The sequence below is a fragment of the Pseudomonas anuradhapurensis genome, from assembly GCF_014269225.2.
GTDB classification, from domain to species: Bacteria; Pseudomonadota; Gammaproteobacteria; order Pseudomonadales; family Pseudomonadaceae; genus Aquipseudomonas; species Aquipseudomonas anuradhapurensis.
In genome coordinates this window covers 4,447,013-4,461,801 of sequence record NZ_CP077097.1, presented here as the reverse complement: position 1 = coordinate 4,461,801, position 14,789 = coordinate 4,447,013, and the positions used below count along the sequence as shown (strand labels likewise).

Annotated in this window: 13 protein-coding genes; 9 read left to right on the top strand and 4 right to left on the bottom strand. The window is 65.4% G+C overall.

The genetic code is table 11. The annotated features are described in order from the left end of the window. The first annotated feature begins 73 nt into the window (after positions 1-73). Genes HU763_RS20445 through HU763_RS20430 form a run of 4 tightly spaced genes read left to right on the top strand, consistent with a single transcriptional unit; the run spans position 74 to position 4,853 of the window. A complete protein-coding gene (locus HU763_RS20445) occupies positions 74-1,603 on the top strand; it encodes an efflux transporter outer membrane subunit (RefSeq protein WP_186685403.1) in 1,530 nt (509 codons plus the stop codon). Continuing rightward, entirely contained in the window at positions 1,600-3,777 is a 2,178-nt protein-coding gene (locus HU763_RS20440) for an FUSC family protein (protein ID WP_186685401.1), read from the top strand. Before HU763_RS20445 ends, HU763_RS20440 begins: the two co-directional genes overlap by 4 nt. A gap of 4 nt (positions 3,778-3,781) precedes the next feature. Next, the gene (locus tag HU763_RS20435) at positions 3,782-3,982 is read left to right on the top strand and encodes a DUF1656 domain-containing protein (RefSeq protein WP_008097766.1); all 201 of its coding nucleotides are present in this window, start codon (positions 3,782-3,784) and stop codon (positions 3,980-3,982) included. A 10-nt stretch (positions 3,983-3,992) separates the two neighbouring features. After that, positions 3,993-4,853 carry an efflux RND transporter periplasmic adaptor subunit gene (locus tag HU763_RS20430; protein ID WP_186685399.1) on the top strand — a complete coding sequence of 287 codons (861 nt, stop codon included), beginning with the start codon at positions 3,993-3,995 and terminating at the stop codon, positions 4,851-4,853. 71 nt (positions 4,854-4,924) lie between these two features. Here HU763_RS20430 and HU763_RS20425 read toward each other — a convergent pair whose 3' ends face one another. Continuing rightward, positions 4,925-5,377: a universal stress protein gene (locus tag HU763_RS20425; RefSeq protein WP_186685397.1), complete on the bottom strand. Its 453-nt coding sequence runs from the start codon at positions 5,375-5,377 to the stop codon at positions 4,925-4,927. Between the two features lie 159 nt (positions 5,378-5,536). Between HU763_RS20425 and HU763_RS20420 the strand changes: the two genes are divergently transcribed. The 5 genes from HU763_RS20420 (at position 5,537) to HU763_RS20400 (ending at position 11,611) form a co-directional block, all read left to right on the top strand. Further along, positions 5,537-6,445 (top strand): LysR family transcriptional regulator, encoded by a 909-nt coding sequence (locus tag HU763_RS20420; RefSeq protein ID WP_186685395.1) that lies wholly within the window; start codon positions 5,537-5,539, stop codon positions 6,443-6,445. 155 nt (positions 6,446-6,600) lie between these two features. Continuing rightward, positions 6,601-8,139: an MFS transporter gene (locus HU763_RS20415; RefSeq protein WP_186685393.1), complete on the top strand. Its 1,539-nt coding sequence runs from the start codon at positions 6,601-6,603 to the stop codon at positions 8,137-8,139. A 28-nt stretch (positions 8,140-8,167) separates the two neighbouring features. Continuing rightward, on the top strand, positions 8,168-9,229 hold the full coding sequence (locus HU763_RS20410; RefSeq protein WP_170032521.1) for an HlyD family secretion protein: 1,062 nt from the start codon (positions 8,168-8,170) through the stop codon (positions 9,227-9,229). Then, positions 9,226-10,677, top strand: a complete 1,452-nt coding sequence (locus HU763_RS20405) for an efflux transporter outer membrane subunit (protein ID WP_186685391.1) — start codon at positions 9,226-9,228, stop codon at positions 10,675-10,677. The genes HU763_RS20410 and HU763_RS20405 overlap by 4 nt, the downstream gene beginning before the upstream one ends. A 139-nt stretch (positions 10,678-10,816) precedes the next feature. After that, positions 10,817-11,611 (top strand): SDR family NAD(P)-dependent oxidoreductase, encoded by a 795-nt coding sequence (locus HU763_RS20400; RefSeq protein ID WP_186685389.1) that lies wholly within the window; start codon positions 10,817-10,819, stop codon positions 11,609-11,611. Between the two features lie 129 nt (positions 11,612-11,740). Here HU763_RS20400 and HU763_RS20395 read toward each other — a convergent pair whose 3' ends face one another. The 3 genes from HU763_RS20395 to HU763_RS20385 form a co-directional block, all read right to left on the bottom strand. Beyond that, positions 11,741-12,553 (bottom strand): SDR family oxidoreductase, encoded by an 813-nt coding sequence (locus HU763_RS20395; RefSeq protein ID WP_186685387.1) that lies wholly within the window; start codon positions 12,551-12,553, stop codon positions 11,741-11,743. A 151-nt stretch (positions 12,554-12,704) separates the two neighbouring features. Then, positions 12,705-13,169, bottom strand: coding sequence for a multidrug transporter (locus tag HU763_RS20390; protein WP_170032513.1), 465 nt, complete (start codon positions 13,167-13,169; stop codon positions 12,705-12,707). 148 nt (positions 13,170-13,317) lie between these two features. Further along, positions 13,318-14,772 (bottom strand): mannose-1-phosphate guanylyltransferase/mannose-6-phosphate isomerase, encoded by a 1,455-nt coding sequence (locus HU763_RS20385; RefSeq protein ID WP_170034287.1) that lies wholly within the window; start codon positions 14,770-14,772, stop codon positions 13,318-13,320. Positions 14,773-14,789 lie beyond the last annotated feature (17 nt).

Genomic DNA, 14,789 nt, shown 5'->3' with positions numbered 1-14,789 from the left:
CACGCTTATCGCCAGTGCTGGCGCCCCCTAGAATTGCCCGGCCCTATCACCTCTTCCTCGGGAAATCGCAGCTGTGCCGCGTCGCATCATCAGAACGCTCAATGCGTTCAGTGCCTGTGCCCTTGCCCTCACCTTGAGCGGCTGTATCGGAACCTGGGGCATAGCCCCGCAAAGCAAGACGCTGCAAGCCAATACCCTGACCACCGACGCGGCCATACGCGAAGCCGCCAGCGACGCCCACTGGCCTGACCAGCAGTGGTGGCATGCCTACGGCGACCCCCAGCTGGACCGCTGGGTTGCCCTGGCCGTGGCCGGCAGCCCGAGCCTGGCCATGGCGGCGGCGCGGGTGCGCGAAGCCAAGGCCATGGCTGGTGTGGTCGAGTCGGCAGAGAAGCTCCAGGCCAACGGCCAGGCCACGCTCAAGCGCCACAACTGGCCTGAGGACCAGTTCTACGGCCCTGGTGCACTTTCCGGGGCCAATACCTGGGACAACAACGCTGCCATCGGTTTCAGCTATGCCCTCGACCTCTGGGGCCGCGAACGCAATGCCAGCGAGCAGGCCGTGGACCAGGCGCACATGAGTGTGGCCGAAGCCCGCCAGGCGCAGCTGGAGCTGCAGAACAACGTGGTGCGCGCCTATATCCAGCTGAGCCTGCACTTCGCCCAACGCGATATCGTCAAGGCCGAACTGCAGCAGCAGGAGCAGATCCTGGCCCTGGCCAAGCGCCGCCTGGATGCCGGCATCGGCACTCACTTCGAAGTCAGCCAGGCCGAAGCGCCGCTGCCGGAAACCCACCGCCAGCTGGATAGCCTCAATGAAGAAATTGCCCTGACCCGTAACCAGCTGGCCGCCTTGGCCGGCAAGGGGCCGGGGGAGGGTGCGCAATTGCAGCGCCCGACCCTGGCCTTGGCCGCGCCGCTGAAACTGCCGTCGAACCTGCCGGCCGAGCTGGTCGGTCAGCGCCCCGACGTGGTCGCCAGCCGCTGGCAGGTGGCTGCCCAGGCGCGTGGCATCGATGTCGCCCACGCCGGCTTCTTCCCCAACGTCGACCTGGTCGGCAGCCTGGGCTTCATGGCCACTGGCGGTGGCCCGCTGGAGTTCCTCACCGGGCGCAAGTTCAACTACAACGTCGGCCCGGCCATCAGCCTGCCGATCTTCGACGGTGGCCGCCTGCGCTCGCAGTTGGGCGTGGCCTCGGCAGGCTATGACGTGGCCGTGGCGCGCTACAACCAGACCGTGGTGGGTGCGCTGAGGAACATCTCCGACCAGCTGATTAGACGCGAGTCGATGCAGGAGCAGTCGCACTTCGCCGCCGAGTCGGTCGCTGCCGCGCAAAAAACCTACGACATCGCCATGATCGCCTTCCAGCGCGGGCTCACCGACTACCTCAACGTGCTCAACGCACAGACCTTGCTGTTCCGCCAGCAGCAGGTGCAGCAGCAGGTGCAGGCTGCCCGCCTGATCGCCCATGCCGAACTGGTCACCGCCCTGGGTGGTGGCTTGCAGGCTGGCCAGGACGTGCCGCAGGAAGAGCGCCAGGCGGCACCGAAAACCCCGGCCACCCTGGCCATTTTCGAGCAGCAGCCGGATAACGCCGAATGAGCACTTCGAGTTTGCCCGTGCGCTGGCTGCAGAGCCTGGAATGGCGCCGGGGCTTCTTTGCCTGGGCGCGCACCGACGGTGTGACCTGGGTGTACATCTTCAAGGTGCTGACCGCTGCGTTCATTACCTTGTGGCTGGCCATGCGCCTGGAACTGCCGCAACCGCGCACGGCGATGATCACCGTGTTCATCGTGATGCAGCCGCAAAGCGGGCATGTATTCGCCAAGAGCTTCTACCGGGTGCTGGGCACTTTGGCCGGTTCGGCGATGATGGTGGCGCTGATCGCCATCTTTCCGCAGAACACCGAGCTGTTCCTGCCCAGTCTGGCCCTGTGGGTAGGCCTGTGCTCGGCCGGTGCGATGCGCTATCGCACCTTCCGCGCCTATGGTTTCGTGCTGGCCGGCTACACCGCAGCGATGATCGGCCTGCCGGTGCTGCAACACCCTGACCAGGCATTCATGGCAGCGGTATGGCGGGTGCTGGAAATCGCCCTGGGCATCCTGGTGTCGACCTTCGTCAGCGCGGCGATCCTGCCGCAGTCGGCCAGTGCCGCCATGCGCAACGCCCTGTACCAGCGCTTTGGCGTATTCGCCGGAGTAGTGGTCGAGGCCTTGCGCGGCGACAGCCAGCGCGACCGCTTCGAGAGCAGCAACGTGCGTTTCGTCGCCGAGGCAGTGGGCCTTGAGAGCCTGCGCAACGTCACCGCATTCGAAGACCCGCACATGCGCCGACGCTCTGGCCGGCTGGTGCGCATGAACAGCGAGTTCATGGCCATCACCACCCGCTTCAATGCCCTGCACCGGTTGCTGGAGCGCCTGCGTGCGCGTGGCCCGCTGCAGATCGTCAGCGCCATCGAGCCAGGCCTGAACACCTTGGTGGAGTTGCTGCAACCTTACGTCGGCCGGGCGCTGACCGATGCCGACGCGTTGCGCCTGACCCTGGAGCTGGCGGCTTACAAGGAAGGCCTGCAGGCGCAGGTGCGCAGCCTGCGCGCCGAGTACCTGACGACCGAGCCGAGCGAGGCCGACCTGCTGGATTTCCACACGGCCTTCGAGTTGCTCTACCGCTTCGTCGACGAGATGTACAGCTATGCCGAGACGCACGCCTCGCTGGCCGCGCACCGGCACGAGCGCGAACAATGGGACGAGCCCTATGTGGCGCAGACCAGCTGGCTGGTGTCGCTGGCCGCCGGCCTGCGCGCCTCGGCGGTGCTGTTGCTGCTGGGCAGTTACTGGCTGCTCAGCGACTGGCCCAGCGGGGCGATGATGACCCTGATCGCCACGGTCACCGTCGGCCTGTCGGCAGCTTCGCCCAACCCCAAGCGCATGTCGTTCCAGATGGCCTGCGGTACCGCCATCGGCGCCTTCGTCGGCTTCTTCGAAACCTTCTTCGTGTTCCCCTGGATCGACGGTTTCCCGCTGTTGTGCATGGTGCTGGCGCCGGTATTCGTGTTCGGCGCCTTCCTCTCGTCACGCCCGGCCTACGCCGGCTATGGCATCGGCCTGCTGGTGTTCTTCGCCATCGGCTCGGTGCCGAACAACCTGACCGTGTATGACCCGTACAGCTTCATCAACGACTACATCGGCATGGTCATCGGCATGTTCGTCTGCGCTGCGGCCGGGGCGATCATCCTGCCGCCCAACAGCCGCTGGCTGTGGAGCCGCCTGGAGCAGGAACTGCGCGAGCAGGTGCTGTTCGCCATCAGCGGTCGCCTGCGCGGCCTGGGCTCGGCCTTCGAAAGCCGCACCCGCGACCTGCTGCACCAGGCGTATGGCCTGGCTGCCGGCAAGCCGCAGGTACAAAGCCAGCTGATGGGCTGGATGTTCACCGTGCTGGAAATCGGCCACGCAGTCATCGAACTGCGCAAGGAGCAGGCCCGCGCGCCGGTGCACCCGGCCTACGCCGAGTCGCAACCCTGGCGCCAGGCCATCCGGGTCATGGGCCGCGCGCTGGCACGGTTGTTCCTGCAGCCCAGCGCCAGCAACCACGAACGCGCCCTGGTGGCGGTGGACCATGCCATTGCCCGCGTACAGGCCACCGACGAGCCGTTCGCCCGGCACTTCGACACCTCGGTACTGCGTCGCGCGCAAAGCTACCTGCACTTCATCCGTTCATCCCTGCTCGACCCACAGTCGCCACTGGCACCGGCGAAAGGACTGCACCGTGCTCCGTGAAATCATGCCCCGTGAAATCGCCTTCCATGGCGTGTACATGCCCACCATGACCTTGATGTTCCTGTTCGCCCTGGGCCTGGCCTGGGGCCTGGACCGGTTCATCGCCAGCCATGATGGCTACCGCTTCTTCTGGCACCCGGCGCTGCTGCGCCTGAGTCTGTTCGTCTGTCTGTTCGGCGCCCTGGCGCTGTCGCTCTACTGGTGAGAAACCTTCGATGAAAAAGTTCTTCAGCCTGATCGCCACCCTGCTGGTGCTGACCGCTGCCGTGGTGATCGGTCGCCAGTTGTGGCTGCATTACATGACCACTCCATGGACCCGTGACGGCCGCGTGCGCGCCGACATCATCAACGTCGCCGCCGACGTGCCCGGCTATGTGGTGGACGTGCCGGTCAAGGACAACCAGCGGGTGAAGAAGGGCGACCTGCTGATCCAGATCGACCCCGAGCACTACCAGCTGGCAGTCGACCAGGCCAAGGCCCTGGTCGCTTCGCGCAAGGCCACCTGGGAAATGCGCAAGGTCAACGCCAAGCGCCGCGCCGACATGGACAACCTGGTGATCTCCAAGGAAAACCGCGACGACGCCAGCAACATCGCCAACGCGGCCCAGGCCGATTACCAGCAAGCCCTTGCCGAGCTGGCAGCAGCCGAGCTGAACCTGAAGCGCACGCAGATCGTGGCCACGGTGGACGGCTATGTGACCAACCTGAATATCCACAAGGGTGACTATGCGCGCACCGGCGAAGCGGTGATGGCGGTGGTCGACGAGCACTCGTTCTGGGTGTATGGGTTCTTCGAAGAGACCAAGCTGCCGCATGTGCAGGTGGGTGACCAGGCCGAGCTGCAGATGATGAGCGGCGAGCGCATCAAGGGCCATGTGGAGAGCATCGCCCGTGGCATCTACGACCGCGACAACCCGCAAAGCCGCGAGCTGATTGCCGATGTTAACCCGACCTTCAACTGGGTGCGCCTGGCGCAGCGGGTGCCGGTGCGTATTCACATCGATGAGGTGCCGGAAGGGTTCCTGCTGGCGGCGGGCACGACCTGTACGGTGGTGGTGAAGCCGGGTTCGCCTTGAGTGGTGTGGCGCCTGTGAGATCGAGCGCCGCGCGGGCGGCGCTCGATCTCACAGGCGATAAACCTCTCAAGTCATCCACCCGCAGCCCCCACCAACACCGGCACCTCAACCCGGTCGATCACCTTCGCGCTGATCGACGGGTCCAGCAACCGCCCCAGCCGCGACAGGTGGCGGTGGCCCATGATGATCAGCTCGCAGTTCAGTTTCTGTGCCTTGCTGACAATTGCCTCGACCGGCTGCCCGGCAACCACGCAGCCCTGGCTGTCGAAGCCGGCCTGTTGCAATAGCGCCACCGCTTCGGCCACGGCGCGGTCACCCAGGCGTTGTTCCTCGCAGGCGGCGGGGTATTCCTCCAGTTCCTCGGTGGTGTAAGGCGCGGGTTGGTCGTGCACGGCGAAAGTCGAGTCGATGGCCAGCAGCACGTGCAATTCATGATCGCCTGGGTGGCAATAGCGGCGGGCGAGGGTGAGCAGGACGGTGGAAGCGGGGGAGGCGTCGATGGCGATCAGGACGGGGCTGGGCATGCGGGATCCTTGGCTGAGGCTGGCTGATGTGCCAATGCCTCATTTATGGCCAAACACAGCCAGCTAATAAATGCCCCGCCACGCACGAGCGCATTGCGTCTGGTGCAATCCGCCAACCTGCTACCATCGCCATTCCCACAGCTGTCACGGAAAACGGCCATGCAACTCCCGGACATGAACCTGCTCGTCGCCCTCGATGCCCTGCTCGATGAAGGCAGCGTGGTCGGCGCGGCGCAGCGCATGAACCTGAGCCCGGCGGCGATGAGCCGAACCCTCGGGCGTATCCGTGATGCCCTGGGCGACCCGATCCTGGTGCGTGCCGGCCGTGGCCTGGTGCCGACGCCGCGGGCACTGGCCCTGCGTGAGCAGGTGGCAACCCTGGTGGAGCAGGCCGGCGAGGTGTTCCGCAGTGCCGACGAAGTCGACCTGCCCAGGCTCGACCGGGCCTTCAACATCCGCACCAACGACCTGTTCATTGCCCTGTACGGCGCCCAGCTGCTACGGCGCATGCACGAACAGGCGCCGCGCACGGTGCTGCGCTTCGTGCCGGAAAGCCCCGGCGGTGATGATGACAGCGTGCTGCGCGACGGGCGTACCGACCTGATCATCAGTTCGACCATGGAGCTGGGCCCGGAGATCAAGGTGCAGAGCCTGTTCCAGACTTACTATGTGGGCCTGGCCAGGCGCGATCACCCGATTTTCCAGCAGCCGATCACGCCCACCAGTTTCGCCAGTTATCCACAGATCAGCGTGTCTCGCCGTGGTCGTGCCAACGGCCCGATCGATGTCGAGCTGGCCAACTGCAAGGTGCAGCGGCGGGTGGCGTTGATTACCCCGAGCTTTCACTCGGCGCTGTTTTCCCTACCGGATTCCGACCTGATCCTGCCGATGCCGGCGAATATTCTCAACAGCGTGCACAAGCTTGGGCTACCGCTGCGTTCATTCGAGATCCCGGTGCCGTTGGAGCGGGTGACCGTGCTGCAGGCATGGCATCCCCGCTTCCACAATGACCCGGCGCATCGCTGGTTGCGGCAGATCTTGAAGGCTTGCTGCAGTGTCGACCCTTGATCGCGGGTTGGCTGCTTCGCCGGCATACCCGGGAAGCAGTGCTGATGTGGATTGCGCCTGACGCAACTTAAACCTACCGAGAAGTCAGTTTTCGTCAGCATTCGACCTTCTTAGACTTGCTCCAGTCGCAAATTTGTTGCCGGAGATGTCTGCCCATGAGTTCCCTGTCCGCCCCATCTGCCGCGCTCGCCGCGCCTGCGCCGGCAGCCCCTGCGCAGGCCACGTTCGGCCTGCAGGTAGTGGTCGGGCTGTTCGGGGTATTGCTGGCCGTGTTGTGCGCAGGGCTCAACGAATCGGTGACCAAGATCTCCCTGGCCGATATCCGCGGCGCCATGGGTATCGGTGCCGACGAAGGCGCCTGGCTGCTGGCGGTGTACAGCGCTGCCTCGGTGTCGGCCATGGCCTTCGCGCCCTGGCTGGCCACCACCTTCTCGTTACGGCGTTTCACCCTGTGCGCCATTGGCTTGTTCGCGTTGCTCGGCCTGCTGCAACCGTTCGCCCCCAACCTGCACAGCCTGATGCTGCTGCGTGTGCTCCAGGGCTTCGCCTCGGGCGCGCTGCCGCCAATGCTGATGAGCGTGGCCCTGCGCTTCCTGCCGCCGGGCATCAAGGTCTATGGCCTGGCCTGCTACGCGCTCACCGCCACCTTTGGGCCCAACCTCGGCACGCCGCTGGCGGGGCTGTGGACCGAATACGTCGGCTGGCGATGGGCGTTCTGGCAGATCATCCTGCCCTCGGCACTGGCGATGGCCTGTGTCGGCTGGGGCCTGCCGCAGGACCCGCTTCGCCTGGAGCGCTTCAAGCAGTTCGACTGGCGTGGTGTGCTGCTCGGCCTGCCTGCCATCAGTTGCATCGTGCTGGGCTTGTCGTTGGGCGACCGCTGGGGCTGGTTCGATTCGCCGCTGATCTGCTGGCTGCTCGGCGGTGGCCTGCTGTTGCTGGTGCTGTTCATGTACAACGAGTGGTCCGAGCCGCTGCCGTTCTTCCAGTTGCGCATGCTGTCGCGGCGCAACCTGAGTTTCGCCCTGGTCACCCTGGCCGGGGTGCTGATCGTGCTCTCCGGTGTGGGCAGCATCCCTTCGGCCTACCTCGCGCAGCTGCAGGGCTATCGCCCGGCGCAGACCAGCCCGTTGATGCTGCTGGTGGCGATGCCGCAACTGGTAGCCCTGCCACTGACGGCGGCGCTGTGCAACATCCGCGCAGTGGACTGCCGCTGGGTGCTGGGCGTCGGCCTGGCGTTGCTGGCGGTGTCCTGCCTTGGCAGCAGCCTGCTGACCGCCGAGTGGATCCGTGGCGACTTCTATCCGTTCTACCTGCTGCAGGTGTTTGGCCAACCGATGGCCGTGCTGCCGCTGCTGATGCTGTCCACCAATGGCATGTCCCCGCAGGAAGGCCCCTTCGCTTCCAGCTGGTTCAACACCGTGAAGGGCCTGGCAGCGGTGGTTGCCGGTGGCCTGCTGGACGCCCTGGGCACCGTACGCCGGCACTTTCATTCCAACCACCTGGTGGACAGCCTGGGCAACGCCCCGTTGGTCGACGACAACGCCGTGGGCCTGGCCAAGCGTATCCACGAACAGGCGTTGGTGCTGACGTCGGCCGACCTCTACCTGATCATGGCCGGCATTGCCACGGCCTTGATCTGCCTGATTCCTTTCGTGCCTACCCGGGTCTACCCACCGCGCGCGGTGGCTTGAACCTGGGGTGAATTCGAGAACTGCTGAAATGACCAACAACCGTAAGACCCTGATCATCGGCTCGGTGCTTGCCGTGGCCGTCCTGGCCGGCATCGTCGGCCCCTGGCTGTTCGGCAGCGACCACCGCCAGAGCACCAATGATGCCTATGTGGTCGCCGACTACACCGTGGTCGCGCCGAAGGTCGCCGGCTTCATCAAGGAGGTGCTGGTGGAGGACAACCAGCAGGTCAAGGCCGGCCAGCTACTGGCGACCATCGATGCCCGCGACTACCAGGCTGCGCTGGATGCCGCGCAGGCGCAGCTGTTGGTGGCCAAGGCGCAGAGCGCCGACGCCAGGGCCACTTTGGAGCGCCAGGCCGCACTGATTGCCCAGGCCGAGGCCGAGGTTAAAGCCGCCCAGGCCGAAGCCGCATTCGCCGACCATGAAGTGAACCGCTACAGCCGCCTGGCCGAGCAGGGCGCCGGTACCGTGCAGAATGCCCAGCAGGCGCGCAGCAGGGTCGACCAGGCGCGTGCACGCCTGGCCAATGCCCAGGCGGCGTTGCTGGCAGCGCGCAAACAGGTGGATATCCTCGGTGCCCAGGTGGCCAGTGCCGATGGCCAGCTCAAGCGTGCCGAGGCGGGGCTGGAAAAGGCCCAGCTCGACTTGTCCTACACCCGCATCACGGCGCCGGTGGACGGCATGGTCGGTGAGCGCGCCCTGCGCGTCGGCGCCTACGTCAACCCGGGCGCCCGCCTGCTGTCGGTGGTGCCGTTGCAGCAGGCCTACGTGGTCGGCAACTTCCAGGAAACCCAGCTGACCCATGTGCAGCCTGGCCAGGCGGTGAGCATCAGTGTCGACACCTTCGCTGGCGAGCGGCTGCACGGCCATGTGGAAAGCATCGCCCCGGCCACCGGGGTGACCTTCGCCGCGGTCAAGCCGGACAACGCCACTGGCAACTTCACCAAGGTGGTGCAGCGCATTCCGGTGAAGATCGTCTTCGATGACGGTCAGCCGCTGTTAACCCGCCTGCGCGTGGGCATGTCGGTGGAAGCGACCATCGATACCCGTGGCGACACGCTGCATGGCAAAGAGGTGAGCACGCGATGAAACCGGCATTACGCTTGAGCCCGTTGCTGCTGGCCGTGTGGCTGGCCGGCTGCACCTTGGGCCCGGATTTCCAGCGCCCCGACAGCCAGGCACCGCAACAGTGGGCGCCGCTGCAAGGCGAGGCGGCGGCCAGCCAGGCGCAGGCCGAACCGCTGGAACTGCGCTGGTGGGAGAGCTTTCATGACTCCCGCCTGAGTGCCTTGATCCAGCGCGTTGCCGAGCGCAACCTGGACCTGCAGATGGCCAGCGCCCGGCTGCTGCAAAGCCGGACCCTGCGCAGCAGTGTCGCTGCCGATGAGGTACCGTCGGTGGAGGTGAACGCCGGCTATAGCCGCGCGCGCAACAGTGCCGATGGCCTGAGCGACCCGTCCGGCAAGGCGGGCAAGGCAGCCTTCAACCTCTGGCAGGGCGACCTGCTGGCCGGCTGGGAGCTGGACCTGTGGGGCCGCGTGCGGCGCCAGGTCGAAGCAGCCGATGCTACTGTCGAAGTGGCCGAAAACGACCGTCGCGGCGTGCTCCTGGCACTGCTTGCGGAAACCGCCGGCAACTACATCCAGCTGCGCGCCGTGCAGCACACCATCGATGTCACCCAGGACAACCTCAAGGTCGCCCGGCACAGCCTGAAGCTCTCCGAGGCCCGCCAGGCCGAAGGCGTCGCCACCCGGCTTGACGTGGCCCAGGCCAGTGCCCAGGTGGCTTCGATCGAATCGCGCCTGCCAAGCCTCGAGGCCCGCCGCGACGACCTGGTCAACGCCCTCAGCCTGCTCGCCGCCGAACCGCCGCGCAGCTTGCAGGCTGAACTGCTCAAGGGCGGCGAACTGCCTATGCCGCAGCAGAACTTTGCCATCGGCCTGCCGTCCGAACTGGCCGAGCGCCGTCCGGACATTCGCCAGGCCGAGGCTCGCCTGCATGCTGCGACTGCCAGCATTGGCGTGGCCAAGGCCGATTTCTACCCGAGTATCCGGCTGTCGGGCAGCGTCGGTTTGCAGGCCATGCAGCTGTCCGATCTGGGTGGCTGGGACTCACGACGCTTCGCCTTCGGCCCTCAACTGTCGTTGCCGATCTTCGAGGGTGGCCGGCTCAAGGGCACCTTGGAACTGCGCGAGGCACAGCAGCAGGAAGCGGCGCTGAACTATCGCAAGGTGGTGCTCGGCGCCTGGCATGAAATCGACGATGTGCTACGCCTGTACAACGCCAGCCAGTTGCGCCGTGACCACCTGGCAGAGGCGGTGCGGCAGAACCGCATCGCCCTGGAAACTGCCCAGCGCCAGTATGTGGAAGGGGCGGTGGACTTTCTCAATGTGCTGACGGTGCAGGGCGCATTGCTGGCCAGTGAGGAGCAGTGGATCGACAGCTCGGCGGCGGTGTCACAGGCGCTGGTGGGGCTGTACAAGGCTTTGGGTGGAGGCTGGCAGGCATTCGATCAGCCGCTGGCCAACAAGGTGTGAGTTTCGGGGGCCGCTTGGCGGCCCATCGCGACGCAAGGCAGCTCCTACCGGCGGACACGAATCCCTGTAGGAGCTGCCTTGCGTCGCGATGGGCTGCAAGGCAGCCCCGGCAATTGTCCTGATTACCGAGGAGGCACAAATGCACATTACCCTGAACGGCAAGCGCGCCATCGTCAGCGGCTCCACCGCCGGCATTGGCCTGGCCATCGCCATCGGCCTGGCCGAGGCGGGCGCCGAAGTGGTCCTCAACGGTCGCACCCAGGCCCGGGTCGACGAAGCCCTGAGAGGCGTGCGCGAGCGCCTGCCACAAGCCCGCATCATCGGCATCGCCGCCGACCTCGGCACCCAGGCCGGTGCGCAGACATTGTTCGACCAGGTGCCGCACACCGATATCCTGGTCAACAATCTCGGCATCTTCGAGCCCAAGCCGTTCTTCGAGATTGACGATGCCGACTGGCAGCGCTTCTTCGACGTCAACGTGCTCAGCGCCGTGCGCCTGTCGCGCCATTACGCCCAGGGCATGGCGGAGCGCAAGTGGGGGCGGGTGATCTTCCTGTCCAGTGAATCGGCACTGCAGATCCCGACCGAGATGATCCACTACGGTATGACCAAGACCGCGTTGCTGGCGGTGTCGCGTGGGTTGGCCGAGACCCTGGCCGGGACTGGCGTGACGGTGAATTCGGTGTTGCCAGGGCCCACGCGTTCGGAGGGAGTGGGGGACTTCTTCGCCAAGCTGGCCGCGGAGCAAGGGGTGTCGACTGAAACGCTGGAGGCGAACTTCCTCGCCGAACACCGACCGACCTCGCTGATCAAGCGGCTGGCGACGGTGGAGGAGGTGGCGAACATGGTGGTGTACCTGGCATCGATGCAGGCCAGTGCTACTAACGGGGCTGCCTTGCGGGTGGATGGCGGGGTGCTGCGTTCCATTGCCTGATCTGTTTTGCCTGTACCGGCCTCTTCGCGGGTAAACCCGCTCCCACAGGGAGAGTGTGATTCCGAAGATTGCACTGTACCTGTGGGAGTGGGTTTACCGGCGAAGAGGCCAGCACAGGCAACCCATCAATCAGAGCGGGCGCAGTAAGCCAAAGCGCTTGCGCAGCGCCCAATCCAGCAACCGCCGCGGCAGCAGCCGGGCCATCAGTGGCAACGCTGTGCTGCCATTGCCCAACCGCACCAGCGCCGGCACCGGCGACTTCCCGACCGCCGCCAGCACGCCCTGGGCAAACACCGCCGCTGAAGTAGGTTTGTCCTGCGAAGCCCCCGCCCGAGCCTGCACCTGCTCGCGCAACGGCCACCACGCCGAATCCGCCGCCAGCACCTGTTCGGCCTGGCGCTGGGCATTGCTGGCGAACTGCGAGGCAATCGCTCCTGGCTGCACTTCCATGACCTGCACACCAAACGGCGCCAGTTCCAGGCGCAAGGCATCGCTCAGGGCGTGCACGGCTGCTTTCGAGGCGCAGTAGGCGCCGGCGAACGGGGTGACCAGCACGCCTGATACGCTGCCGATGTTCACCACCAGGCCCCGTGAGCGGCGTAGCTGTGGGAACAATGCGCGGGTAACGCCAACCACGGCGAAGACGTTTGTTTCGAACTGCTGGCGCAGGGCATCCACACCGCCATCGAGCAGCGGGCCCATGGCGCCGTAGCCGGCGTTGTTGATCAGGATATCGAGGTTTTCCAGTTCCTCGGCCAGGCGGGCCAGCGCCTCGCTGTCGTTTACATCAAGTTGCCGGGCGGTGTAACCAGCGGCACTCAGCTGTGCGACATCCTCTGGTTTGCGGGCGGTGGCCCAGACTTGGTGGCCGGCGTCGCGGAAGGCGTCGGCCAGGGCGCGGCCGATGCCGCTGGAACAACCGGTGATCAGGACGGTGGGCATGGTTGGGGCCTGTTGTCAGGGAGGATTGGTTTTTCCTGTGCGGGCCTCTTCGCGGGTAAACCCGCTCCCACAGGTACACCACAGAATTTGAGACCTGTGTAGTCCCTGTGGGAGCGGGTTTACCCGCGAAGAGGCCCGCACAGGCGATACATTAGTTGGCAAACGTACCTTGCAGGTGCTCTGCCCGGAACTCCAGAGTCTGCGGCCGGTACCCGGAACGCAGGGGTGGCAGCGGCAGGCAGTCTTTCCATTCTGCCCCCGGTTGCAGCTCGCCCGGCCCACGGTAGCGCGGGGCGTTGTAGGTGTTCTCGGCCAGGTTCACGGTATCGCCCGGCGCATAGGCCGCCACCCGCCAGCGCAGTTCGGTCAACGGGACGTCGTTGCCATTCTTCATGTGTACCTGCAGGGCACGGTCGGCGGGGCAGTGTTCGGGGGCGTAGGTCAGGCGCAGGTCCAGGCGGGCCAACCGCGAGGTTTCGCGGGCATCCTGCCAGACGACGAACAGGGCAACCAGGCCCAGGCCGCACACGGCCGCCAGCGAGATCGGCAGGGCCTTGGCCGGATAGCGCAACAGCAGCACCAGCCAGGTAAGAATGAGGAAGGCACCGATGATCATGATGGGCTGATTCCGACCGGGGACTCAGACATCTTGGAGCGCCAAGCGCCAAGCGGCAAGCTGCAAGCCACAAGAAAAAAGCGGGGCGGTGGTGAACCCGCGCTCGCAGATTCACCTCCGTCCCGCTTTTTTCTTGCAGCTTGCAGTTTTACTGCGCGATGGTCTTCACCGAAACGCCACGCTCGATCGGCGTGGAAGTGCGCCCATACACGTCTTCGAAGCGCTCGATGTCGTCCTCGCCCAGGTAGCTGCCGGATTGTACCTCGATGATCTCCAGCGGGATCTTGCCCGGGTTGCGCAGGCGGTGCACCGAGGCGATCGGGATGTAGGTCGACTGGTTCTCGGTCAGCAGGAACACGTTCTCGTCACAGGTTACCTCGGCAGTGCCGGACACCACGATCCAGTGCTCGGCGCGGTGGTGGTGCATCTGCAGCGACAGGCTGGCGCCCGGCTTGACGGTAATGTGCTTGACCTGGAAGCGGCCGCCCATGTCCACCGAGTCGTACGAGCCCCACGGGCGGTACACTTCCAGGTGGTTCTGGGTTTCGCTGCGGCCCTGCTCGTCGAGGGTCTTGACCATCTGCTTGACGCCCTGGACCTTGTCCTTGTGGGCAATCATCATGGCGTCCTTGGTCTCTACCACCACGATGTTTTCCAGGCCGATCACCGATACCAGCTTGCCGTTGCCGTGGATCATGCAGTTGTGGCTGTCCTGTACCACCACGTCGCCCTTGGTGACGTTGCCGTTGTCGTCCTTCTCGTGTACTTCCCACAGCGACGACCAGCAGCCCACGTCGCTCCAGCCGGCCGACATCGGCACCACGCAGGCGCGCTGGGTCTTTTCCATCACCGCGTAGTCGATGGAGTTGTCCGGGCAGCAGGCGAAGGTGGCTTCGTCGATGGTCAGCACATCGCCGTCTTCACGGCTGCGTTCCAGGGCCAGCACGCAGGTGTCGTAGATGTCGCCGTCGTGCTTCTTCAGCTCTTCGAGGAAGCGGCTGGCACGGAACAGGAACATGCCGCTGTTCCAGAAGTAGCCACCGGCCTGGACGAATTCGGCAGCGCGTTTCTCGTCGGGCTTCTCGACGAACTGGGCAACGCGGGCCACGCCTTCGGGCAGCAGGGCATCCTGGCTGGAGCGGATGTAGCCATAGCCGGTTTCCGGCTTGGTCGCCGGTACGCCGAACAGCACCATCTCGCCACGCTCGGCGGCCACGGTGGCCAGGGCCAGGGCACGTTGCAGGGCCTTCTGGTCATCGATCACATGGTCGGCGGGCAGCACCAGCATCAGCTCATCGCGGCCTTCGTTGACCAGTTTCATCGCCGCCATGGCCACCGCCGGGGCAGTGTTGCGGCCGAACGGCTCCATCAGGATGCCTTGGGTCTCCAGCTTCAACGCGGCCAGTTGCTCCTGGACGATGAACTTGTGGTCCTTGTTGCAGACCACGATCGGGGTATCCATGCCTTCGAACACCAGGCGTTCCAGGGTTTGCTGGAACAGGGTGTGCTCACCGGTCAGGGCCAGGAACTGCTTGGGGAACTGCTTGCGCGACAGAGGCCACAGACGGGAACCGCTACCACCAGAAAGAATTACCGGGATCATCATGTTTCTCCAATAGT